The sequence below is a fragment of the Nostoc sp. 'Peltigera membranacea cyanobiont' 213 genome (assembly GCF_002245975.1).
Lineage (GTDB): Bacteria > Cyanobacteriota > Cyanobacteriia > Cyanobacteriales > Nostocaceae > Nostoc.
Genome location: NZ_NOLI01000028.1, coordinates 1 through 23857 on the forward strand (window position 1 = coordinate 1; position 23857 = coordinate 23857).

A 23857-nucleotide genomic window follows, 5' to 3' on the forward strand; every position below is an offset into this window, starting at 1 on the left:
GGTGGAGCGCCATTGGAAATAGTCAAAGATTACATTAAAGAGCAGTCAGGCGGAAAAGAATGATTGTCTACTGCGCTCCGCTCCGCAGACCGCAATAATCCCCACCGTACAGACGGATGGGGTTTTCCGCGAATCCTGATAAAAAAACTAACTCCTCACTATCCATGAGGGGTATATAATTTTGATATTTACATAATTATTTTAAATCGAACCAGCCCAAATCATTTTTAATAAGAAAGGATGGTATGTAGGTCAAGGTGCAAAAGATAGGTATAAAAAGTACGCAAAAGATATATTTTGGAACACAACCTTGATATGAATATCTACTAACAGTTTATCTGCTGTACAACTACTATATAGCTACGTAATTTCCATGAATATCTCCCTTTGGGAGTAACATAGTGAAACAGCATTGCTAAATTGTACTGTTTTACCTAATCGAGTTTTATTTCACACGTTTTGGGAATATGAGTAAACTAATTCCAGCCATCAGAGTCAAAAACTTCAGCTTATCTTACGACACTCAAAAGATAGTTGAAGGCGTGTCAATGGATATTTATCAAAACCAGGTCACGGCAATTATTGGTTCTAGTGGTTGTGGCAAGTCTACTTTTATTAAATCGTTAAATCGGATGAGTGAATTAGAAGGAGAGGTGAAAGTTGAAGGAAGAGTAGAATTTTTTGGGCAGAGTATTTATGAGCGTCGTGTGAACATCAATCGGTTACGTCGCCAAATTAGTATGGTTTTTCCCAAGCCAAATCTTTTTCCTATGAGCGTTTACGATAATGTTGCTTATGGGGTGAAATTAGTTGGATGGCATCCGAAAGTAGAATTAGATGGGGTTGTTGAATCTGCCATCAAATCTGCTGAACTTTGGGATGAAGTCAAAAATAAACTGCACAAGTCTGCTTTAGAGCTTTCTGGTGGTCAACAACAAAGATTATGTATTGCTCGTGCTTTAGCAGTCAAACCTAATGTTCTTTTGATGGATGAGCCTTGTTCGGGTCTCGATCCTATAGGTAGTATGAAAATTGAAAGTCTTATCCATAACTTGCGCTCTGAGTTGACAATTGTGATTGTTACTCACAATATGCAGCAAGTTACTCGCCTATCTGATTTTACGGCATTCTTTTGCAGTAATGAAAATCGGATTACTCAAATGGTTGAATTTGGTACTACAAATAAGATATTTACTAACCCCGTGGATTCTCGCACTCGCGACTATGTTTTTGCCCGTGTCAGTTGAAGCGTTTCTTGAATTCTAACTATTCAGAGGGCTATGACATAGTGCAGCCGGAAATTAAGGTTGAATTTAATTTCTGCTTATTTTCAATTTTTCTTATCTTGGGCAATGCAGACTGATGTTGACAGTATTTTTTGGGACTGTATACTTAAAGACAAGTATTTGCTCTAGGCCACCTGAATTACAAAATGAAATGTCCCCGGTGCGAGTCTACTTCATATCGGAAAAATGGTCGTCGGAATAACAAGCAAAATTACCTCTGTAAAAATTGTGGTAAACAATTCCTAGAACCTGGATTCTCTCGTTCCTTAGAAACTGACTTGTTTGCTAACAGCAACGGACATACTAAAGTATCTACGGCTGAAACGATGGAACTTTCTTTGGTAAAAAACCTGCCAGAAGAAAAAATCACAGAGAAAAGCCTTGGCTTTTTTAGTTTGACACTAGCTGAACAACTACTGCAAACGATATTATCGCCTGGTTGGTTAGAATCTGCTGCTTTCAGGCAATTTATCGAAAAAATTCAACAAAAACCGGAAATAAAGTATCAACTAAAAACAGGGATATCGCTTCTACTTTTGGATGCAGAAAACTTAAAACTAGATATTAATTCAGAATTATTTTTAGCTAGTATCTGCAAATATCCCCTCCAATTTAAAATGGCATTTGCTAACTGGAAAAATCCAAGTATTGGAAAGCAAGATATTGAACTATATAACCGGGGCTATCAACTTGTTCATGTGCCAGAGGGTAAGGATAGTGCTGATGCAAAAATGATCGCTTTCGGTGCTTGTATTTTACGCTCTTATCCAACAGTTAAAGAAATATTAGTCTGTTCTAGCGATGGAATTTTAATTCACCTTTGCAACGAACTCCAAAACCAAGGATTAATTGTCTATTGGGTACGTAGGCAAGGACAAACTTTACATATAGAAAACCGGAATACTGGCAAGTTAACTCATTATTCCTTAACAATGGCAACAGAAGTTCCATCTTTGGAAAAAGTGGTTGAGCAAATTCAAGATTTAATTAAAAATGAACAAGATTCAATCAATACTCGATTACACAGTTTAGCAACTATTACAAGTTTATTTCAAGAAAGATCCAATATCAATAATAAATCTAATCATAAGCAACCAGAAAGAGAGGAAATTATCCCTAATATAGATAATTTATCTGTACAATCTCTTCAAGAAGATTCTGCGGAGATCCCTAATGAAAAAACATTAGATAAATTACTATTAAAAATTATTCAAAATATACAAACAAAGTCTCCACAAACTAAATTATCTGTGTCAAAACTAGGTTCAGAGTTACAGAAAATAACAGGAGAATCTCCTAATTCAATTATTAAAAAATTAAAGTTAGGTTCCAATTTTACCAAATATTTAGAATCATCTTCCACATTTACATTAAAAATGAATGGCAAGGAATATGAGGTAATGCCGCTACTCTCCGAGTAAATAGTTTCTGGATGTTTACGTACAACCTGAGCCTGTAATTCAGTATTATGTAAACAGATGTAAATAAATATAAATATTGGAATGCAGGATAAAGTTGTCGTTATTGTCGGTGCTACTGGTGGTATTGGTTCAGCTTTAACACGCAAACTTGCGTCTACCGGAGTCAGGTTGGTATTGGCTGCGAGAGATGCAGTTCGTTTAACAACACTGGCTACTGATTTACCAGGGAAAGTTTTGACTGTTCCCACAGATATTACTGACCCCCAACAGGTAGATACTTTGATAGAAAAGACCATCGCGGCGTTTGGTCAAATCGATATTTTAGTGAATGCAGCCGGTGTAGGTATACTCAAGCCTTACAACAGCCTGGAACCCGCTGATTTAGACAAGATGCTAGATGTCAACTTAAAAGGTAGCTTTTATACTACCCAGGCGGCTGCTGAAGAGATGCAAAAGCGCAAATCTGGTCACATCTGTAATGTGGTAGGAATTCTGGGCAAGCATTCGATGGGGATGGCAGCAGCTTATTCTGCTTCTAAGTTTGGTGTTGTGGGTTTTAGCAAGTGCATGGCAGAGGAACTGAAGCGTTTTGGTATCAAGTTCACGCTATTCTACTTTGGTGGGGTAGATTCTCCTTTCTGGGATAATGTCAACCTAAAAGTAGACCGGAAAAAAATGCTCAGTCCTGAAACTGCTGCCAATGCTATTTTCTTTGCCCTTTCTGCCGAACCGCAAGCTGTGCCAATGGAAATTAACATTCAACCTGATAGTCATTTGTTCTTTTAAAGGGGGAGTGCGCCTAGATAATTCTTGCTTAGGAAGGACGTGAAAATCTAGCAAAAAAGGCAAAATTTACAGATATATAAACTGTTATGCTGGATTTTCAATATCTATGAAAATTGATCGCGTTCATTTCTATGTAGAAGATGCCAAAATGTGGCGGGATTGGTTTGTACACCATCTTGGTTTTCAATCAGTAGCCGATCGCAGCAATTCATTTCACACTTGTACAGAAGTGGTAAAAAGTGGTGCTGTTTGCTTTTTTCTATCTTCACCACTGTTGCCCACAAGCCCAGTAGCGGAGTTTTTGCGTAACTATCCCCCTGGTGTGGCAGATGTCGCTTTTGCTGTAGAAGATGTTGAAGCTGCGATCGCACTTGCTGAAAAACACGGTGCGACAATCCTCCAACCCATTCAGGAACGCCAGGTAGGTACGGCGTTCATTAAATGTGGCAAAATTGCCGCTTGGGGTGGATTGACTCATACGTTGATAGAAAGGTCATTTGCCAGTAATCATCCGTCATTGGTTTTTGACAAAGGACAAATGACAAATGACAACATTATTACTGCCATAGATCATATAGTGCTAAATGTGGCAGTTGGGGAATTGGATCGTGCCGTCGCTTGGTACGAAAATATTTTAGATTTTCAACCCCAGCAAGCATTTAAAATTAAAACCAATCGTTCTGCTTTACACAGCCAGGTGATGGTTTCGCATAACGGCAGCGTCCAATTGCCAATTAATGAACCAGCTTCCAAAAATTCTCAAATTCAGGAATTTTTAGATGTCAATCGGGGGCCAGGAGTTCAACATATTGCCTTACGGACAACTAATCTTGTCAGTGCGATCGCTAAATTTCGTGCCAGTGGTTTATCTTTACTCTCTGTTCCTCAAACCTATTACACTCAACTCAAACAGCGTCCAGGATTGCCTTTATCACTTTTAGAAATTGAGGCGATCGCGCAACAAGAAATTCTCGTAGACTGGCAAGAATATACTCCTTTAGAGGGAGGAAATAGCGCACCATTGTTACTACAAATTTTTACCCAGCCCATTTTTGAACAGCCGACATTTTTCTTTGAATTTATTGAACGCCGTTTCCAAGCTAAAGGTTTTGGCGAAGGTAACTTTCGTGCTTTATTTGAAGCCATTGAAAGCGAACAAATCAAACGCGGTACTTTGCAATGATGCCTCAGTACAAAATATAAATACGCACCGCTTACGACACAGGTAAAAGTTGGATAATTTCTCCAGGATTTATCTTAGGATATTCATGCCAAAGCAGATTGTACACGTGTAGTAAAGACTTTTTTTCAGGATCATCATCAGAATAACTTAATGCTAATTCGTAGAAGTCAGCAAAAGCTTGTTGAATTTCACAGCCTAAAAATTGCTTAACAAAACTATGTTTTCCTGTAATAATAATGAAATCTAGCTTAGTACAAATAATGACCCAATCAGGTTCTCCAGCATACAGTGCAAACCAAAAAAGTGTACATTTCCAATTAAACTCTGCAATTGCTTCAGCCGTTGCTGGAAATACGAGTGCGAGAGGGAAAGGTTCTACAGGCTCAAATGCTATTGCTACAATTTCTTGATTCCCATGTTGCAATAATGCTTGTAAGAGTTTAATTTCATCTTCTTCAGAAAAGTGATCTCCGCTTTCAGCTGGTACGGCAATCCAGTCAGCCTGCTTAATAATATTAAGTTTACTAGGCTCGACAGTACTTCCTGAACCGATTACAACTTTGTTTAGTTTTTCCCTAAGTTTAGTTACTTCTTCATTATTGAAAATAGGCTTTAAAAATTTCCATTCTTCACTCATAATTTCCCTGAAGGTAATGGTGGCTTATACTTAAGCTTTATGTGTTTTTTAGTACTTAATGGAACAACTTGTATAGTTGGAGAACCTTCCGTACTATTATTCCGAACACTGATTATTGAAATATATTGCTATATCTGGTAGTTCTTGAGCTAATTTTTGTGCCGCGCTTAAATCACGCTGTTACTCTCAAAAAATAGTAATATATCTGAGATAATTTTAATAAAAATTAACTTTTACCGCCGATGCTAAGACTGATTACTGACTTCGACGGCCCAATTATTGATGTTTCGGAACGCTACTACCGTGTTTATCAATTTTGCTTAGAGAAAACCCGTCGCCCAAACCAAGCGGTGCAAGAACTTCCGAAAGCGGAATTTTGGCAGTTAAAGCGATCGCGCGTTCCCGAAAAACAAATCGCTTTAAATTCAGGGTTAGATGAAGCCCAAGCCCAAGAATTTGCCCAACTGCGGCGGCAAACTGTACATACAGAAGCTTATTTCAACTACGATACTCTCGCGCCTGGTGCTGTGGATGCACTGCTAAAAATTCAAGAAGCCGGAATTGATTTAGCAGTTATGACCATGCGCCGAGTTCGAGAACTAGATTATGCTTTCAAAAAATACGATTTAGGGAGATTTTTCCCAGAAAATCGCTGTTATTGCCTGAGTAACGACTACGTTAAAACTCGTGATATTGAAGATAAGCCTTTATTAATGGCTAGGGCATTAAAAGAACTGCCCCCAGCTACTGATACCTGGATGGTAGGAGATACGGAAGCCGACATCACGGCAGCTAAAAATTATGATGTTAAAGTGATGGCTGTGGAATGTGGTATCCGCGATCGCACCCAATTGGAACTTTACCACCCCGACTTAATCGTTAAAGATTTTAGCGCTGCTGTAGATTTGGTCTTAAAACCTAAACACCTTGCCTAGAAAGGCTATTTAGCTGTCACAGATTGAATTAATTAATCATATAAATTAAAGCAGGAGTCAGAATAGCGATTCTGACTCCTGACTTGATTATTTAAGAAGAACACATATAAACCATGTATTCTTTATAAAAACTTGCTTACAGATAGCGGTTTACCGGAGAAAACTACTAACCAACCACAACAATATAAACGTTACTACAGTAGAGAACTGATTTGTTCCCAGACTGATGAATGATATTTGTGGTAAGAGCCAGCTAGCAACTAGTCCCCCAGCGATTAAGCCAATGATTAAACTTATCAGGGTAAACAAAACTGCTCGGCCAAATTTGCCTTCCTTGCGATTGAGGAAGTAAATACTAGTGCCTACCCCAACCACCAATGCTAACTGTAAAACCTGCTGGCCTCCCTCTGGGTAAAACAAGCTGATAGAACTCAAACCCAGAAACCAAGCTCCTGGTAAAAGTATATCCGCAGGTGTTGGCTGATCCAGCATCCGTTGCAGCCATGCAGGTGACTGCTCGCGAGGAGTTGGACTCTCTGTAGGAGGTGATTGCACTCGCAACTCTGGAAACCGGATACGTTCAGGGACTTTAATTTTACCTTCCTGGCGCATCCGTAAGCGATCCATTAAAATCGCATCGTAAGCCGCTTCAATTACTTCTAAATGCTTGGTATCGCCACCATGTTGCTCGAATAGGCGATTGCGAGCATCTTGAATTTCATCGAAGCTAGCCTCTTCTGATACCCCAAGTTTTTCGTAGGGATTTTGATCGCTCATGGGAGTTTGTTACTTCAGCCTCAGTCAGCGGCAGTTTTTTGTCGAATAAAAAAACAGCTTTAGGTTTTTTTGGTCGAAACTAAAGTCCCAACCTATTTTGTGCCCTACGAGGATAGTAGCACGTGTTAGTTTGATTTACTTTGTAATTTCAACTATAGTCACTTTAACATATCGCTATAACTCCGTGTATACCCTCATGTCGTTGTCTAATTCTGGCTCTAATCTAGAATTTGAACGGAGAGTACCTAAAATGCATAGTTTTTATGAAGAAATCTACTTTACTGTTTCACATTTGGCAACTTACAGTGCCTTAGTAGAGTTTTTTTAATTATACTGAATAATCGCTTGTGGTATATATCCGCATATCGATTTAAAATTGAAACGTTTTAAGTTGCCACCTAACTGGGATCAAGAAGGTGCTTTGGTGTCAAGAACTGTTGCGGCTAAAGTCAGAGTGCTTATATACTGTGGCTAACATAAGTTTCACGTTCTCATCGCCTACAATCTCGATCGCAGTATTTATTTTTAAACGATCGGGATTCTCATACTGTAGCCATGTAGATTCTTAGTTAGTCCTAAAGTGGCAACTGCGTTTTTACGCAACTCCTCTTGTTAATCTTACGAATTTTTGTGCAAAATAATGGTCATGGCTCCTGCCAAGATTCTTGTAGTTGACGACGACCCTGCGGTTCGGAATTTAATCCAACGCTTTTTGATTAAGCAGAACTATCAGGTGGAGGCTGCCGAAGATGGAAAGACAGCCTTAAATCTATTTGAGCAGTTTAACCCTGATTTGGTGATTCTAGATGTGAATTTACCAGATGTAACGGGGTTTAACCTCTGCCAAGAGATGCAAAGTCGTAATGGTGTTTTTGTTCTGATGTTGACTAGCCGTGCTGACGAAGCTGACAAAATTCGCGGCTTTGCCAAAGGTGCTGACGACTATCTCACCAAGCCTTTTGGGTTGGGAGAGCTAGAAGTCAGAGTCGGAGCGATTTTGAGGCGGCAGCGAGTGATAACTACTGCCGAGCAGAAACGCTTGGTATTTGAAAAACTGATGATCGATCCGGTGCGACGGGAGGTAGCACTTAATAACCAAGCAGTACCCTTAACTGCTCTGGAATTTGACTTGTTGCATTTTTTAGCAAGTCATCCAGGTCGAGTTTGGCGGCGTGCAGAACTAATCCAAGAGGTATGGGACTATGAATATGTCGGCGACCAACGGGTTGTAGATGTACATATTGGTCAAATTCGCAAGAAGATTGAAATTGATGCTAGTCAGCCAGCATTAATTCAAACTGTACGTGGCGTAGGGTATAAGTTTGAATCTCCTGCTCACCCCCAACAGTTGGAAGCCAAGTCCTGAGTTTATAGTCTAGAGTTTTTTAACTCTTGACTGTTGACTCTTGGGGTAATGATTTAGTAAAAGACAAATTTAGACAATCGAACATAGGTGGATATTGCTCAAATACAGACCAGGCTGTTATTTGAGATATTCGTTTATCTATTTAAAATAGTGGACAAGGAAGAGAGTCCACTGGAAAATATTTCTTTTGCTCTGACCGTTCTGGCAGATGTCACGATGCTTATGAAGGAGTTTGTAGGGGCGCATAGCTTGTCCATTTAACCTGAAATCGGCGGTTAGAAACCGCATCAGAGACAAAACCTTCATTTGCAGGTTTCAAAATAAGGAGCTTAATCCCCTTGTTTTCTCTCAGCACAGCGATCTGGGCTTTGTTTGTGTACCCACAAATGATTTAATGATTTTTATCTTGGCTCTAAATTGACACCAATGATAGCTATGCACCTCTATAAACGTGTTTATATCCAAAATAAAACCGCCAAAACCGCTATGTAACAAGTTTTAACAGTCAGCAATTTTAAATCTTGCACTATTACCAATTAGCTTTAGCAAGACGAGAAACTATTGGAACCTTTTTAAGATCGGAATCTACCGATCTTTTTTGTTGTAGTATTGCGCCGATATGTTTAATCGCTATTGGATCAAATCCCATTGATGGGACACGGTAAACCGTGCCCACATTCGGGTATGAGCCAAAATAACGCCCGTACCTATGGGGTGTCTAATAGATTAGCTGTTGCGGGTGAATCGATGACAGGCGTTTCTACTGAGGAGTGATGGAACAAAGTTTCCAGATAAACTCGGGCAGCACGGCGATCGCTATCTCCATTTTGGAGTAAAAACAATGATAGTGCCGCCGTCAATACCCTGTTCTCATCCCAATCAGGATGGGTTTCTAAGTAGTTTTTTAAGGATTCGTGGAGTGTTTCGGGAATTTCTGTAAAGATGCTAACCGTTGATTTCATGAGATTTTCCTCCTATGAGGATAATCAAGAGGGACAAGTTGCTTGCGGTGAAGTGGCAATCAAGCTTCCTCACCACTCTTTTGCCAGTTCGACAATCTGCGCCTACATCTGTTGGTAATATATTTTACACATTTGATGCCAACGGTTGAACGAATTACAAAAGCAAGCCGAATCATTGTGCGCCAAGAGGGGGTGGGTTTGTCAATGCTGCGAAATGTTAAAAACCATTGTATAAAAAATAAATACGAACGAAATAATCAGCACTTGAGTCTATTTTTCGTTACTTTTATTTATAAAAACTCAGTCATTGAAGTTCCTTGCCACTGTTAATTAACAATCCCCAGCCAGAGGGTAAGAAGCCTATTAGTTCGTTGTCAGCCTGTGGAAAACTGCTAAAATCCCTGTGGAAACCCTGTGGAATGATTGAGAAAAATAGCAGCCAATGATAAGAATTGCAAAAATGTCACGAAACCATGATATTTAAACTTATAAAATTATCTTCTTAATCTCGGCTATCATCGTGGCTGCCTTCGATACATCCCCAAGTCTGGATTTTTGCGTGGTACTGGCTTTACCCCGTTTTATGCCCTATCTTTTTTGTCAGCTGATTTAGTGTGATAAACCTAGAGGATAAATCACGGGTGGAGGAATCATCGGGTTATCCCGTACGTTTATGACGGCTGGTATTCCTAGTAAATAATGGAATTATACTGAAATATGCAAGAGCGTCATCTCAACAAAGCGCAAGGGCTACGACAAGCAATGCTAACTACAATGGAAAAGAGCGATCGCCATCATCTGCAAAACTGCTGACTGGCAAACTAGCTTTAACCCTCCCAAAGAAGCTTGGTGGTGTTCATTGCAACTCGAACGCAAGTCAGATAAATTTTGGAATTGGTTTGATTGGTTTTGGAGTGCCGTTTCTGTCTTTAATTTGTTAAAACTGACACTAATTTGTTAGAACTGACAAATAATTAGTTAATGTACCTAAGTTTTAAAGCGGGTGATGGGACTCGAACCCACGACGATCAACATGGGAAGATGACATTCTACCACTGAATTACACCCGCGAATTGCTGCCAGATAATTTAAATATAAGAGCAATTATACCACTATTTATAGCTGTTTTCAATTGGCTAGAATATACACTGTTTTAATAACTGCTGATGGATATTTTTATCTGATAGCTGTTCAGATTGAAAAATCTTTTTAGCTACCTAATGACAGCACTTACTATCATATTTAACTAAAGAACAATGTCCTTACCTGCCTCGGTGAAGCGAACCTCTTTTATATTCCATTGAGCATTACTAGTTAGGGTTTTGCGGAGACTGCCAAACAGAGCAAACTGTTCACAACTAGAAAGAGAAGCTAATTGCCGCTTCGACTCAGGAGATATTCGCAAATCAACTGTAGCAATGCCATTTTTGATATTGACACGATATCCAGACAAGCTAAAATCGCTTGTATCTCGTTTCTCTAAAATTTTACTTACTGCATTTTTCACAGGTTCTTCGGCTGGTATAGAAACCTTTTCGGGAATTAGTTCTTGGCACTGGGCATCACTTGTATATAGTGTGACATTAGTAGTTTTGCCAGTAACAGCTTTAGTTGATGGGGAAGGTGTCTTTTCTTTGGGATCTTTGGGAGATTCTGGACTAGGAGATTTTTCTCTCAACTGAGCTACGCTAGGAATCTGGCTAGGAGTTTGAGAAGAGACGCTATTCGTTGGTGTTGTCGGTGTTGTCGTAGGGGATGGCGTTCCGCTTTCAATATTACGAACGGTGGGGTTAGAACTACAACTGCTGAGGCTGACAAAGATTGTCGCAAAAATAAGGGGTAAAAAATATTTTTTGGGTGTGTTCATAATTTTGCTCATACATACATAAATGATGTTGTTGCTATCAACTTCAGTGTCGCTGGGATGAATTCCGTATAAAATTGTGAATCTTCGGCCAGTCTATAAAGTGTCAACCGGAAATCTGTTAAAGTCGAAGGTTACACTATACACCCAATTTAAAAAATCTCCTTTTTAAAGAGCGATATCTGACAACAAACCACTTTTAAAAAGCTTGACTATAAGAAGGACGAGTGTAGCAAAGGAAATAAGGAAATATTGACGCTAAAATATTCTAGACTTTAGTTGTTAATTCCTATTAACCCTAATTGCTAGTTTTCACTACTTTTTTGCTTGGTCAACTCCTGGACTAATAATTGTACTCCCAAAGCCAACAAACCAATTGCTACTATACCAAATATCCCGCTTCCTAAAGCAACTACACCAACAACCAAAGTCCGAACAGCAGAAGAAATCTTAATTACCAATGGATTAATTGAATGGACAGGTTTATTAGCAAAATTTGTAGCGATCGCAATCATCAGCGAATACATTGCATATCCCATTCCCCCAGAAATTACTGACCCAGTAAAACAGCGTAAGGGACTCGCTGTTGCCTGTGTTTTAGTTTCTGTTTGTGGTGCTAAATTTTGGTCACTCATACTATTTTCGATTGGGCGATTTGAAATATTCTTGTCTATTGCCTTCGCTTCATTAGCGAAAAATAATTATTTAAATAGACAATGACACTTTAATACCATGTGCGATTGTCCGAGTTACAAACAATTCCAAATCTTCATCAAGAATTGCTTCCCTGACTTGCCGCAAAACTAGTTCTGCCTGCTGTTGAGACTCAAACAGAGCAAATACTGTTGGCCCAGAACCAGACATCATTGTTCCTAAAACGCCTTCTTGATTTGCAAATACTTCTCGTAACTGCAAGACTTGGGGATAGGCTGGCAATACCACGCGCTCTAAATCATTGTGCAATTTTTGGGCAATTTCTCGCGGCTCTTTGTCCAGGATAGCTTTCACTATTGCTCCTGAATGAACTGCGTTAGCACGTGCTGCCAAGTTATAACTATCTTTAATATAAGAATGACCAAATTGCTGCCGATAGGTTTTGTATGCCCAAGGTGTGGAAACTTCTAGACTGCGGTATTTCCCCAATACCACATATATAGTATCTAAACTCGGCAAGGGAGAAAGTTGTTCGCCCCTACCTGTTGCGATCGCAGTTCCACCCGCTACACAAAAGGGGACATCTGAACCAAGTGTGCCTCCCAACTCCTCTAATTCTGACTGAGTTAATCCCAACTTCCACAGTAAATCTATCCCTACCAGCACAGCTGCTGCATTGGTCGAACCCCCAGCCAACCCAGCCGCTACAGGAATCTGCTTATTGACGGTAATCTCCACACCCCCATATTTGGCAAAGGCTTCGGGAAATTGCTTTACCATTAATTCTGCTGCCCGGTATGCCAGATTGCTTTTATCTGTCGGTACTTGTGGGTGGTTGCAGTGAACGCGAATGCTGTCAGTGGTGATAGAACGCACATCAATTTGGTCTGCAAGTCCAATACTTTGAAGTATCATGGCCAACTCGTGATAGCCATCGGGGCGATCGCCAATGATTTCCAGATACAAGTTGATTTTAGCAGGGGCAATTAGGCTGTAGGAACGCATTTTATAAGAATGGGGAATGGGGGAATGGGGAATTGGAAATTGGGAATGTCCCCTATTCCTTGCTGCCCACTCCTAGTTCATTTGCTAGAATTACCCATTGCTGAACGCTGATATCTTCGGCTCTGGCTTGGGGATTTATTTTTAATTGTTCCAGTAAGTGGCTCAAGCGATCGCGTTCTATAACAGATTGCAAATTATTTCGTAACATTTTGCGCTTGGCACCAAACCCCAATTTTAAGAAAGTTTCAAACTGTCGGGGATTCAGTGCTGGTATTTCTATTTTTCGGGGGCGCAATCGCACCACTGCTGAATCGACTTTTGGCGGTGGATGGAATGCGGCGGCTGGAACGGTGCAAATTAACTCACACTCGGCCAAATACTGGACCCGCACGCTCAACGCCCCAAAGGTTTTTGACCCTGGTTTAGCATACAATCTTTCTGCGACTTCTTTTTGTACCAACAACACTATTGAGTCAAATGGTTCGGGGTTGGGGTTGGCGATCGTCCCCAGTAGTTTTTCAATGATTGGCCCTGTAATGTTGTAGGGAATATTGGCTACTACTTTATTTGGCTTTTGGAAATTGGGAAAGGCTACCAAATAAGATGGTAAATCTAGGGTGAGAAAATCGCCTTGCAGCAATAAGAAATTTTCAGTCTTACCCAGTTGTTTTGACAACAGGTGGCATAAGTCGCGGTCTATTTCAACTGCAATCAGAGATTGAACTAAGGGCAACAAACGACGAGTTAGAATGCCGGTTCCGGGGCCAATTTCTAGGACGCGTTCGCCCTTGGCGGAGCCATCGCTTTCTCTACACTCTGCTGCTCGAATAATTGCGTCGAGTGCCTTTTCACTTTTGAGCCAATGTTGAGCAAAGACCTTACGCGGTCGGATCATCTGTATTTATTGCCTAGTCTAGTTTTTCGCTTTTTCTCAAAAACTTATTATAAATTGTGAAATCCGTCTACAGCGCTAGACTCACTGTAACGGATTTTGAACGGGTCGGGAATGTTGAAAAATCGCTAAAAGGAGAATATTGTGGAGGCTTTAGCAAGTTCAACAGCTGAAATTTCAGAAACTTTGAATCTAGCGAAGCAAAATCTGAAGTAGTTCATGAATTTTCTGCGGTAGGAACGCTGCATAATTTGGATTGAGGGAGCAAAATAGAAAACATGACAATTGAATCCGATTCCCCTAATCTACCAACCCCAGAACCAGTTCCTGAAAACGACTTGCAACCGGATGACTTTGAGGGTAGTTCAACTGAGAAAAACTTAACCTCAGAAGTACTAGCGGTGATTGGATCTTTACAATCTCCGCAACATACAATTGCTATACAACAAGCCCGTTCCGACTTCAAGCAACCCATTACCAATCAATTCACAGTAAAACCGAGGGCATTGCTAATTACTCTAATAGCGATCGCCATCACCTTCATCGGAATTATCTTCAATAACTGGATCGTCGGCATTATTGGAACGCTGATAGCTTTGTTGTTATCTTTAGCGATATTATTGCCTTGGTTCCAAGAAGTTTTAAACGAGTGGTTTTCACCCCAAGAGCGCACCCTGTTTGTGGCGTTTTTGGGACTAATAGTGGCGATCGTTGGCTTGATTCGGTTCACAGGTGTAGGCGATCGCTTACTTGTTTTAGGACGCAAAATTAACTGGGATATTGCTGGAACCCTAGCAGATTGGTTTGGTGCTTTGGGACAAATTCTCATCGCTATCATTGCCGTTTACGTGGCTTGGCGACAATATGTAATTTCCAAAGACTTGACAATTCAGCAAAATATGCTGACGATTCAGCAAAATATTATCACCCAGCAACAGACAATTGATTCCTATTTCCAAGGCATTTCAGACTTAGTATTAGATGAAGAAGGATTATTAGAAGATTGGCCTCAAGAAAGAGCGATCGCTGAAGGACGCACTGCGGCAATTTTAAGTAGTGTCGATGGTAGTGGTAAAGCGAAAATTCTCCGCTTTCTCTCACGTTCGAAGTTGCTATCACCCTTAAAACGCGATCGGCTATTAGGTCGAGCCATTCTTGATGGGACTGGCGGATATGCAGAAGACCGCCTGGAAGGTTTGCGTGTCATCGATTTAGGCGTAATGTTAGCCGCAGCAGACCTTTCGGGTACTGATTTACGTTGGACTGACCTCAGCGAAGCTAATCTTGTCCGTGCTAACCTGATCGCTTGTGACTTAGTAAAAGCCAACCTCTCCCGCACAATTTTATATAGTGCTAATCTCAGTGATGCCGATATCAACGGCATTCGTCTATTCTACGGTGTAGTAGATAAAGCATCGCCCCGCAGTCGGACTGAACCACCAGATTATGAAACCGGCGAACAAACTGGCGCTGTGGTGGAAAATGCTGATTTCAGCAATGTGCAACGGATGTCTGAGGCTGCGCGTTGCTACTGTTGCAGTTGGGGTGGCGAAAAAACGAGAGCTACTATCCCTGGTGGTTGTGAAGGTATTCCAAATAGGTTGGGAAGATAGTTATAAAAAATTAGTTAGCCGCATTAAAAATCTGCTGTGCAGTTAAATTTAATTGAGGAAAAGTAGGTGATGAAATCGCGGTGTTACCTTGAAATGATATCATTTGATATTCACCATCAACTAATTCGCATATAAAGATAGTAGGTTGTTTGGGATTGCCGATGAACTTTCTTGCACCCAATGCAGCATAATCAGCAATCCAATATTCGGGAATTCCCATTTCTTCATAATCCCTAAGTTTATTGTAGTAATCATCTCGCCAGTTGCTTGAAACAACCTCAATAACTATTGGAACCGATGCTGCTTGGCTTACTGTTGACTGTTTTTGAAAAAGCGGTTCATTGTCGAGATTATCAAGATTTAGCAGCAACACATCAGGCGAATAAGCGGATTCGGCAGAAGGAGTTTTGATCGATACAGTTTTGGGTATAGTGTAGCGAAGATTCAGGCGATCGAACTCGACAGTTAGCTTATGGGCTATGAATCCTACAACTTTTTCATGCGAACCGGTTGGGGGTGGCATTTCAATAATTACTCCTTTGTGCAATTCATAGCGTTTTCCATCATTGGGATACCATTCAATAAATTCATTGAAGGTGAGTAATTTTGGCAATACTTGGGTCATAATCTTACATCCATGCTTTACTTTTTAACCTTCAGGTAGAGTCAGGATTTCAACGCCATCTTCAGTTACAGCTAAGGTATGCTCGCATTGAGCAGAAAGCTTGCGATCGCGCGTTACCGCAGTCCACTTATCGCTGAGAACTTCGACTTCGTAAGTACCTTCATTGATCATTGGCTCAATAGTAAAAACCATCCCCGGTCTGAGACGTTTACCCTTACCGCGTGTGCCATAATGCGGAACATCCGGCGCAGTGTGAAAAATATTACTGATGCCGTGTCCAACGAAATCTCGCACTACAGAAAAGCCTTGTCCTTCAGCATATTCTTGAATAGCTGCACCAATATCGCCAATGCGTCCCCCAGGTTTAACTTCAGCAATCCCCAGGCGCAAACACTCCTCTGTCACCTCTACCAGCTTCCTCGTTTTTGCCGAAGGTGTGCCAACAAAGAAGGTCTTGGATGTATCGCCGTGATAACCTTCAACAATGGGCGTTACATCAATATTAATAATGTCACCTTCTTTGAGAATCTGCTTGGCATTGGGAATGCCATGACAAATTACCTCATTTACACTAGTGCAAATCGATTTGGGATAACCCTTATAGCCAAGGGGTGCGCTTTTTGCTCCATGCGCTTGCGTCCAACGTTCGGCTTCATCATTTAGTTCCAGAGTGCTAACCCCTGGTTTGACAAACGGTTCGAGATGCTGGAGAAGTTTGGCTGCTAAACGCCCAGCTTGACGCATTTTCTCTATTTCTCGTTGGGATAAAATAACAATTAGTTCAGTTTTCATTAACTTTTATCTAGATATCTTTCATAAACATAGTTAACCCTGTCTGTGCAGCCCTTTGGGCTGCATCAGCAACCTTTAAGGTATATAAGCTCTCCTCTGGGGTAACGTACAAAGGAGTACCATCAAAAAGATGGTCTAACACCATACTTGTGTCTTTGGCAAACAAACCCCGGCGAGGGCCAACCTCTATAGTTGTTGTTTCCCCTGGCTGGATGAAAATTCCTGTGTCGCCATCAAAAATTAAACCACCCTTTTCCCCATGAACTTCAAACTTGCGTTCTGATTGCCAAATATTTTCGCCTTTGCCATAAACTACTTGGGCCAAAAGTCCGCTGTTAAAGCAGAGTTGACTAGTACAAAAACAGGTTTGGTAATATTCTGGTTCTATTTCCCAATATCGCTGGTGACAGTTAACAGTAAATACTTTACCAAATAAATCGGTGAGGCGATGTAGGCGAGACAGCGCCCCAATTAAGGGAAAGCCGAATAACTCGTGGTTATAAGTCCATTTGCGAGGTGCAGGATTTTGGGGGTTGATGGTGCTGTAGCGGACATAAAATACTTCACCAATTTTGGCTAAGTTTTGCTTCAAGGCTTGATGCAAACCACCCAAAAGTTCTAAATGTTCTACGTGCAGGAGTTTTTGTTGTGTTTTGGCTAAGGCAATCAGTTCCTCTGCTTCGACTACATCTAACGAAAGGGGATATTCTATAATTACGTGTTTGCCGTTGGTAAGTGCTGCACGAGCGATCGCCCCATGATCTCGATTCACAGTGCAAATTACCACCAAGTCTACATCTTCACGCCTTACTAGCTCTTGCCAAGAACTCAACGCTTCAATTTGGTACTCTTTGACAAAGGCTTCTGTTTTTTCTGCGGTATGACCAACAGCTGCAATTAACTGCGATCGCTCATCATGGAGCAATGCCTCAGCCCGGAACTTTGCCGCATACCCAGTACCTACCAAACCTACACGCACTCTTGCTTTTTCCAAAGCTGCTCCTGAATTATACACAATCCTGATATATAAAAATTTGGCACAAACCCATTATCTTACGTGCTTACAAATAGATTTTTTTTCGTCTTTAAATTCTCGGAGTTTTTGGAGGAAATTTTTTGATTTCAAACTTTTTCAAATCTCTCCATTTTCTTGACAAAATTCTTGTCTTATGAATGAAAATTCATTTGGCAAATTTAGATAATATCAAATTTAATCATAGTTCTTTAGCTAAAAGATAGTTTTTTATTATCACAGCCCGACTATGGCAGTAAATACATAAATAAAACTTATTGGGATTAAGCAACTAAATTTCATTACTAATCGGGTTCAATTTCCAGTTACATCGTTTAATTTTTCTCGTAGTATCAGAATTGAAGCAAATATAAACTAGCGGCTAATTCTCCAGAACAGCCGCGACCTTTGCCTTAAGATAACTTATACTGCCGTTCACAAAAGAGAGGATTACTCAATGCCAAGTTATAAAGTGACACTAATCAATGAGGCTGAAGGGCTGAACACAACCCTTGACGTTGAGGACGATACCTATATTCTAGACGCTGCTGAAGAAGCTGGTATTGACCTGCCCTACTCTTGCCGCGCTGGTGCTTGCTCGACCTGTGCAGGTAAACTCGTATCAGGTACCGTCGATCAAGGCGATCAGTCATTCTTAGATGACGATCAAATCGAAGCTGGATATGTACTGACCTGTGTTGCTTACCCAACTTCTAATCTGACAATCGAAACTCACAAAGAAGAAGAACTCTATTAAGAGCAAAACTAAATAGCCAAAAACCTATTTCAATTGGTGATTATAGTTGCTCAACTTCTTAACTGAGCGATCGCCGAAAGTCTGAATCATAGAAGACTAAACACCAAGTTGTGTGTGCCTCTTAAAGCCACTTTGACAAAAAGCCTGGGATTTACTATTAAGCAGGAACACCAAATTTACTGTGTTCCTGCTTAATTTTTTGTTTTCCTTTTATTAATTCCTGATTCCTACCTAAAGATAGATGCAACTTAAATGGCGATTAGCTTAAGGTTTAATCTCTTTATTAAGAACTCGAATCTCAGTACCAGGATAGTAGAATTGAAGAATTTTTGGACTTGACCAACCTAATTTTGCTAGATTTTGAGCGCCAGTTTGACTTAAGCCAACTCCATGTCCTAATCCACCACCAATAAAAGCGTATCCCCACAGTTCAGCTTTGCCCTTATTCAGAGGTTCTAGGTAAAAAAGCGTACTTGTAGGAGCAGCAAAGGCACTGCGAACTTCGTCTTTGTGGAGAGTAAAGGTACTTTTATCAGTTTTAACTGCGAGTTCAAGGATGCGTCCGCTCTGGCTTCGCTTCACTACTGCCATAGCCTGAATTGTCTTAAATTTGGCATGGGGACTGTTTTTCACCTGCAAAAACTTCTGCAAGTCCTTGATGATATCCTTTAAAGAGGTTTCCTTATGCCAACGAAACGCATCCCACTTGCTCTCATTAAATCCTTGTTGGATATTAATAAATTTCTGGAAGTTCTTTTCATCTGCCAAACTCTGCTTAGACAAGTCCCAAAAATTAGTCGCAGCATCTAGTACAGGGCGCAGATAGGGACGATCGTCGCCATTCCAGACATCGCTGAAGGAAGCAGTAACGCCACCTGTGGTGGAGGAATACAGGGCATCTACTAGTTCGTTTTTATAAGTTACTACCTTACCTCTGGTGGAAGCGATCGCTCGATCTGTTTTAGCAGCCGCTCCATTTAGCCCATAATAAACTTGGCAGTGAGTATCGGCACACAACTGGTAGTTATCTGCGGCAAACCTGCGTAAATTTCTTAAAGCATAAGTCCGGGCGAGAATTGCTTGGGCTTCCAGTGCCGCAGTTGGTGCATCCGTACCTATTTCGTAAGGCACAACCCCACGTAAATAAGTTTCTAAGGGGACTTGGTTAACTAGAGTGTATGTGCCATAGGCATTTGGCTGCAAATTCAGTTGCCCAGCATAAAGACGAGCATTTTCTGGTTTTTCGCTTTTATTCACCCGAATCAAGTTTTTATCAGTGCTGATTTCTAAATCATTTGGGCTATAGCGTTTACCATCTACCACCCAACTAACTTGCGGCACTTGTTTTAAGACTTTAGTATCAAGATATACTTTTTCTTTAGTAGAAGCTTGGATGTTCTGCAAAAGCAAGCGTCGCAGTAAAGGAGTGCTATAAACATCTCGTTTAGCCCAAACCTGCCAGCGTTCTGGCTGGGCTATTTCCACTTCTATTCCCTGAGAACGCCATTTGTTAGCACTATCTTCTGCCGTTTCAAAAGTGCGGTATGTGCCTAAAACTACCATTTCTTCAACATCTGGCTGGGGTAAAGCTTGCATGACTGTTTCCAGCTTTACGGGGTTCTTTGTTACCAGGGTTTGCTGCTTGTTGCCCGCTTGAAATTTTAGCTTTAAGCGATCGCCTTTTGTGGGTTCCAGTTGCAGTTTGGCTGTGGGTTGTGAGCCAAATCGCTGCACAATCCCAATTTTCAATTCCATATCCTGGATATTGCTCTCAGGCCCTGATGCAGCAGTCAGCCCCAATAGACAAAATGTTGTTAGCACAGTGTGGGAAAAACGCCAAAACGAAAATTTCATGGCTATCTGATAGCATTCGCACAGCGTCTCGTAGAGAAGCGGTAGTAAGTAATCCTTCGCGTTGGCGGAGCCTCTTCTCGTAGAAAGCCTCTTTTGCCCCTTAATGCGGCGTTGGAGCTGATTTTCCAATTGCTTTGCAGCGCGGTCTTTTTGTCGCATGAGTGCCCCAATGATACCATTACCAGTTTTGCCCCAAATATACATTGCAAAACGAAGTCATAACGACTATGATTTATTTAAAGGTACAAAACAGAACTAGTTGGATAAACTCCTTATGGTAAGAGTCCAAGAAATTCCATTAAATCAGATAAAACGACCATTGCCCCGTGTAAACGATCCAAATAAAGTACAAGCCTTAATGGAATCGATTGCGGAGATTGGGCAACAAGAACCTATTGATGTCCTAGAAGTAGATGGACAATATTATGGCTTTTCTGGTTGCCATCGGTATGAAGCTTGCCAGCGTTTAGGCAAAGAAACCGTTTTAGCCAGAGTCCGTAAAGCACCCCGCAGCGTTTTAAAGATGCACTTGGCATAGATAATAGGCATGGGGCATGGGGAATGAGAAATGGGGACTTAATTTTCTTGCCAATGCCCAATTCCCAATGCCGAATTTCCAATCCCCAATTACATATAACCTAATTAGGAGAAAATTATGTCATCGAAAGTAACAGTCAAAAATGTAAATATCGGCATTGACGAGGCTAGTAGGGCTAAAATTGCCGAGGGTTTATCTCGTCTGTTGGCTGACACTTATACACTGTATCTGAAAACTCATAATTTCCATTGGAATGTAACGGGGCCGATGTTCCAAACCTTACATTTGATGTTTGAAACCCAGTATACAGAATTAGCCTTAGCAGTTGATTTAATAGCCGAGAGAATTAGAGCGCTTGGCTATCCCGCACCAGGAACCTACAGCGAATATGCCAAACTGAGTTCGATTCCAGAAACACTCGGAGTTCCCAAAGCTGTGGACATGATCCGCTTATTAGTGGAAGGACAAGAAGCCGTAGTCAGAACTGCACGGTCTATTTTCCCCGTCACAGAGGAAGTTAACGACGAACCTACTGCCGATTTATTAACTCAACGGATGCAAGTACACGAAAAGACAGCTTGGATGTTGAGAAGCTTACTGGAAGAATAGGGACTAGTACCGCAAGGCAGAATTCAAAATTAATGCAGCGTAAGCGTTTCGTTGATTTTGAATGGTCTGTTTATTTCCGGCGTGTTGTAAGCTAATCGGCATTTAAATTGCATAATCAGGGCGCTCATGTTGCCTACCCCACAAGATATTGAGCAAATTTGAATATGCAAGTTAGATGTGTTTTAGCTTACTAGGGTGTGTTTTCAAACTATAACCACAATTGAAAACACGCCCTAGCATTCAGCTAAACTTGCGATCGGAAAAGCGTAGGCGTAGCCCGTCGTTCGCGTAGCGTCTCGCAGAGAAGACATCGCTCTCATCAATGGCTAATCCGTTATTACCTTCGGCGGGTATAAGATATTTTGCTGTTTCTGTATTTGTCCGATCTGTTGGAGAATTGAAATCAGAATTACTAGAACTAGCGATAGTTTCTGATGTCAGATATTTTACTGTTTCTGCGTGGATGCCTAGCACCTTGTCGTTAGACATCCCCTGACTCAGTAGAGAACTAACATCATAGTTATTAAAACTAGAAATTGTCTGTGACGTGAGATTATTGGCCGTTTGTCCATAGATGCGTAGCAGGTTGTTATCAGAAATCACCTGCCTTGCTAGAGAACTGACATTAGAAAGATTTAAACTAGGGTTTGTAATTTGTGTACTATTTCCTGCGGTATTTGCAATTGCTTGATTCACTAGAGAACTGGCATTAGAAAGATTTAAACTAGAGTTTGTAGTTTGTGTACTATTTTCTGCGGTTTCTGCGATAATCTGACGGACTTGGGCATCAGTCAAATTGTGGTTAGCACTAAGCATCAGAGCAACTACACCAGCAACGTGGGGAGTCGCCATAGAAGTACCGCTATAAGTGGCATATTGGTTATTTGGAACCGATGAATAAACCTTAACTCCTGGGGCTGTGACGTAAGTGATTTTATTCGTTCCAGAACGGTTAGAGAAGTCGGCCAAATTGTTATTGCTATCTACTGCTCCAACGGCAATTCCCGACTTGGATGCATAGCGGGCAGGATAACCTGGTGATGAGTCACCATCATTACCTGCTGCCATGACGACAATCACTCCTTTGCTGCTGGCATATTTAATAGCTGACTCCAGAGTACTGTTGGAAGATGGGCCTCCTAAACTGAGGTTAATCACATTCGCTCCATTATCCACAGCGTAGTGAATGCCTTTAGATATGGAACTATAGGAACCAGAGCCAGAGTCATTCAACACTTTGACGGGCATAATCTTGGCATCATAAGCAATACCAGTGACACCGTAGCTATTATTTTCTCCTGCGATCGTACCAGAAACATGAGTGCCATGACCGTTTTTATCTAGGATGTTGTTGTTTTTATCAGCAAAGTTCCAGCCGGAAACATCATCAACATAGCCATTACCATCATCATCTATACCGTTACCTGGAATTTCCTTAGTATTCGTCCAGATATTATTTTTTAAATCCTCGTGGTTGTAGTCAACCCCAGTGTCTAAAACAGCAACAACGACTCCCTTACCTGTATATCCGTGTGCCCAAACTTCCGGTGCTTTAATGAGGTCTGCGCCCCAATTATTACCGCCAAGATCGGGAACATCAGCAAAGGTATTCTGACCAGCAGCTTTAGCTACTGCTGCTGCTGCATTAATTAAGCCATAGCCGTTGGTGGAGTTATAACTTTCCGTGCTAAAAGCATTAGTCGTAGGGTCACTATTATTTAGCAACTGCACATCAGAATCGCCTGAGTTGTAGCTACTACGTCCGCTTAAGTTGAGGCTAGAGTCATCCTTAGTATTAAATGTATCTAATGAAGAGGTTGAAGTAAATTTTAAGCTTTTATTAGTAGAAAAAAAATTGTTATTCGTCTTATCATTGAGCATAATTTTTTCTCAAAATCAGCAATGTTTTTTTTACAGCTAAAACATTAAAACTTCTGCAAAACAAAAATTTTAATGTGTAAATTAGCCGTCTTGTTAATAATTACTATGAAATCTAATAATAAAATGCTAATTTTATTACCAAAAAATATTATGAGAATCGTGTTTTTTCTGAAGAGCTACACTGATTTTCACATATTTAAAATATGCTTAATTATGAAATAAGCGGCAGAAGGAGTGGCGTTTGCTGGTCATTCTGCCGCTTATATAGGACTCATATTTGATTTTTGAAATACACGTAGGGTGTGTTATGCCGTAGGCTTAACGCACCACCCTTTATGTTTTGGTGCGTTACGGAAGCCGTAACACACCCTACACATACTTAGATTTTTTCAGAAATCAAATACTAGT

Annotated in this window: 21 protein-coding genes, 1 tRNA gene and 1 pseudogene; 10 read left to right on the forward strand and 13 right to left on the reverse strand. The window is 40.8% G+C overall.

Translation table 11 applies throughout. From position 1 onward, the window contains the following. Nucleotides 1-467: 467 nt before the first annotated feature. The 4 genes from CDG77_RS10660 (at nt 468) to hppD (ending at nt 4676) form a co-directional block, all read left to right on the forward strand. Entirely contained in the window at nt 468-1247 is a 780-nt protein-coding gene (locus tag CDG77_RS10660) for a phosphate ABC transporter ATP-binding protein (RefSeq protein ID WP_094329356.1), read from the forward strand. A 185-nt stretch (nt 1248-1432) separates the two neighbouring features. Next, complete coding sequence (locus CDG77_RS10665) at nt 1433-2707, forward strand: IS1/IS1595 family N-terminal zinc-binding domain-containing protein (RefSeq protein ID WP_094329357.1); 1275 nt, start codon at nt 1433-1435, stop codon at nt 2705-2707. Nucleotides 2708-2788: 81 nt separating this feature from the next. Next, nucleotides 2789-3493: an SDR family oxidoreductase gene (locus tag CDG77_RS10670; RefSeq protein WP_094329358.1), complete on the forward strand. Its 705-nt coding sequence runs from the start codon at nt 2789-2791 to the stop codon at nt 3491-3493. A 106-nt stretch (nt 3494-3599) separates the two neighbouring features. Beyond that, entirely contained in the window at nt 3600-4676 is a 1077-nt protein-coding gene (gene hppD, locus CDG77_RS10675; protein ID WP_094329359.1) for a 4-hydroxyphenylpyruvate dioxygenase, read from the forward strand. A gap of 31 nt (nt 4677-4707) precedes the next feature. Here hppD and CDG77_RS10680 read toward each other — a convergent pair whose 3' ends face one another. Continuing rightward, nucleotides 4708-5313, reverse strand: a complete 606-nt coding sequence (locus CDG77_RS10680) for a hypothetical protein (protein ID WP_094329360.1) — start codon at nt 5311-5313, stop codon at nt 4708-4710. Nucleotides 5314-5555: 242 nt separating this feature from the next. Between CDG77_RS10680 and CDG77_RS10685 the strand changes: the two genes are divergently transcribed. Beyond that, a complete protein-coding gene (locus tag CDG77_RS10685; RefSeq protein ID WP_094329361.1) occupies nt 5556-6248 on the forward strand; it encodes an HAD family hydrolase in 693 nt (230 codons plus the stop codon). Between the two features lie 150 nt (nt 6249-6398). Here CDG77_RS10685 and CDG77_RS10690 read toward each other — a convergent pair whose 3' ends face one another. Beyond that, the gene (locus CDG77_RS10690; protein WP_094329362.1) at nt 6399-7025 is read right to left on the reverse strand and encodes a CPP1-like family protein; all 627 of its coding nucleotides are present in this window, start codon (nt 7023-7025) and stop codon (nt 6399-6401) included. Nucleotides 7026-7671: 646 nt separating this feature from the next. On the opposite strand from CDG77_RS10690, the gene CDG77_RS10695 reads away from it, so the two are divergent. Further along, a complete protein-coding gene (locus tag CDG77_RS10695) occupies nt 7672-8391 on the forward strand; it encodes a response regulator transcription factor (RefSeq protein ID WP_094329363.1) in 720 nt (239 codons plus the stop codon). Nucleotides 8392-9161: 770 nt separating this feature from the next. On the opposite strand, the pseudogene CDG77_RS10700 reads toward CDG77_RS10695, so the two are convergent. The 6 genes and pseudogenes from CDG77_RS10700 to rsmA form a co-directional block, all read right to left on the reverse strand. Next, nucleotides 9162-9353 (reverse strand): annotated as a pseudogene (locus CDG77_RS10700) (DUF2811 domain-containing protein); the annotation flags it as partial. A gap of 998 nt (nt 9354-10351) precedes the next feature. After that, nucleotides 10352-10423: transfer RNA gene (locus tag CDG77_RS10705), tRNA-Gly, on the reverse strand. Nucleotides 10424-10599: 176 nt separating this feature from the next. Next, nucleotides 10600-11220 carry a sporulation/spore germination protein gene (locus tag CDG77_RS10710; protein WP_442946415.1) on the reverse strand — a complete coding sequence of 207 codons (621 nt, stop codon included), beginning with the start codon at nt 11218-11220 and terminating at the stop codon, nt 10600-10602. A gap of 302 nt (nt 11221-11522) precedes the next feature. Further along, on the reverse strand, nt 11523-11852 hold the full coding sequence (locus CDG77_RS10715) for a DUF3082 domain-containing protein (protein ID WP_094329366.1): 330 nt from the start codon (nt 11850-11852) through the stop codon (nt 11523-11525). Nucleotides 11853-11922: 70 nt separating this feature from the next. Next, a complete protein-coding gene (ispE, locus tag CDG77_RS10720; RefSeq protein WP_094329367.1) occupies nt 11923-12876 on the reverse strand; it encodes a 4-(cytidine 5'-diphospho)-2-C-methyl-D-erythritol kinase in 954 nt (317 codons plus the stop codon). A gap of 52 nt (nt 12877-12928) precedes the next feature. Next, nucleotides 12929-13771: a 16S rRNA (adenine(1518)-N(6)/adenine(1519)-N(6))-dimethyltransferase RsmA gene (gene rsmA, locus CDG77_RS10725; RefSeq protein WP_094329368.1), complete on the reverse strand. Its 843-nt coding sequence runs from the start codon at nt 13769-13771 to the stop codon at nt 12929-12931. A gap of 275 nt (nt 13772-14046) precedes the next feature. Between rsmA and CDG77_RS10730 the strand changes: the two genes are divergently transcribed. Further along, nucleotides 14047-15381 carry a pentapeptide repeat-containing protein gene (locus CDG77_RS10730; RefSeq protein ID WP_094329369.1) on the forward strand — a complete coding sequence of 445 codons (1335 nt, stop codon included), beginning with the start codon at nt 14047-14049 and terminating at the stop codon, nt 15379-15381. Between the two features lie 10 nt (nt 15382-15391). On the opposite strand, the gene CDG77_RS10735 is transcribed toward CDG77_RS10730, so the two are convergent. From CDG77_RS10735 to CDG77_RS10745, 3 genes are read right to left on the reverse strand one after another with little or no spacing between them, the layout of a single operon-like run. Next, nucleotides 15392-16006, reverse strand: a complete 615-nt coding sequence (locus CDG77_RS10735) for a Uma2 family endonuclease (protein ID WP_094329370.1) — start codon at nt 16004-16006, stop codon at nt 15392-15394. A gap of 24 nt (nt 16007-16030) precedes the next feature. Next, nucleotides 16031-16798 (reverse strand): type I methionyl aminopeptidase, encoded by a 768-nt coding sequence (gene map / locus CDG77_RS10740; protein WP_094329371.1) that lies wholly within the window; start codon nt 16796-16798, stop codon nt 16031-16033. A 10-nt stretch (nt 16799-16808) separates the two neighbouring features. After that, a complete protein-coding gene (locus CDG77_RS10745; RefSeq protein ID WP_223269776.1) occupies nt 16809-17792 on the reverse strand; it encodes a Gfo/Idh/MocA family protein in 984 nt (327 codons plus the stop codon). Between the two features lie 475 nt (nt 17793-18267). Between CDG77_RS10745 and CDG77_RS10750 the strand changes: the two genes are divergently transcribed. Next, nucleotides 18268-18567 (forward strand): ferredoxin, encoded by a 300-nt coding sequence (locus CDG77_RS10750; protein WP_094329373.1) that lies wholly within the window; start codon nt 18268-18270, stop codon nt 18565-18567. Between the two features lie 264 nt (nt 18568-18831). Here the strand turns inward: CDG77_RS10750 and CDG77_RS10755 are convergent, their stop codons facing one another. Further along, nucleotides 18832-20580, reverse strand: a complete 1749-nt coding sequence (locus CDG77_RS10755; RefSeq protein ID WP_094329404.1) for a SpoIID/LytB domain-containing protein — start codon at nt 20578-20580, stop codon at nt 18832-18834. A 115-nt stretch (nt 20581-20695) separates the two neighbouring features. Between CDG77_RS10755 and CDG77_RS10760 the strand changes: the two genes are divergently transcribed. Both CDG77_RS10760 and CDG77_RS10765 read left to right on the forward strand, forming a co-directional pair. Continuing rightward, entirely contained in the window at nt 20696-20959 is a 264-nt protein-coding gene (locus CDG77_RS10760; protein WP_094329374.1) for a ParB N-terminal domain-containing protein, read from the forward strand. A 117-nt stretch (nt 20960-21076) separates the two neighbouring features. Beyond that, nucleotides 21077-21568 carry a Dps family protein gene (locus tag CDG77_RS10765; protein WP_094329375.1) on the forward strand — a complete coding sequence of 164 codons (492 nt, stop codon included), beginning with the start codon at nt 21077-21079 and terminating at the stop codon, nt 21566-21568. Nucleotides 21569-21808: 240 nt separating this feature from the next. Here CDG77_RS10765 and CDG77_RS10770 read toward each other — a convergent pair whose 3' ends face one another. Continuing rightward, nucleotides 21809-23449, reverse strand: coding sequence for a S8 family peptidase (locus CDG77_RS10770; protein WP_094329376.1), 1641 nt, complete (start codon nt 23447-23449; stop codon nt 21809-21811). Nucleotides 23450-23857 lie beyond the last annotated feature (408 nt).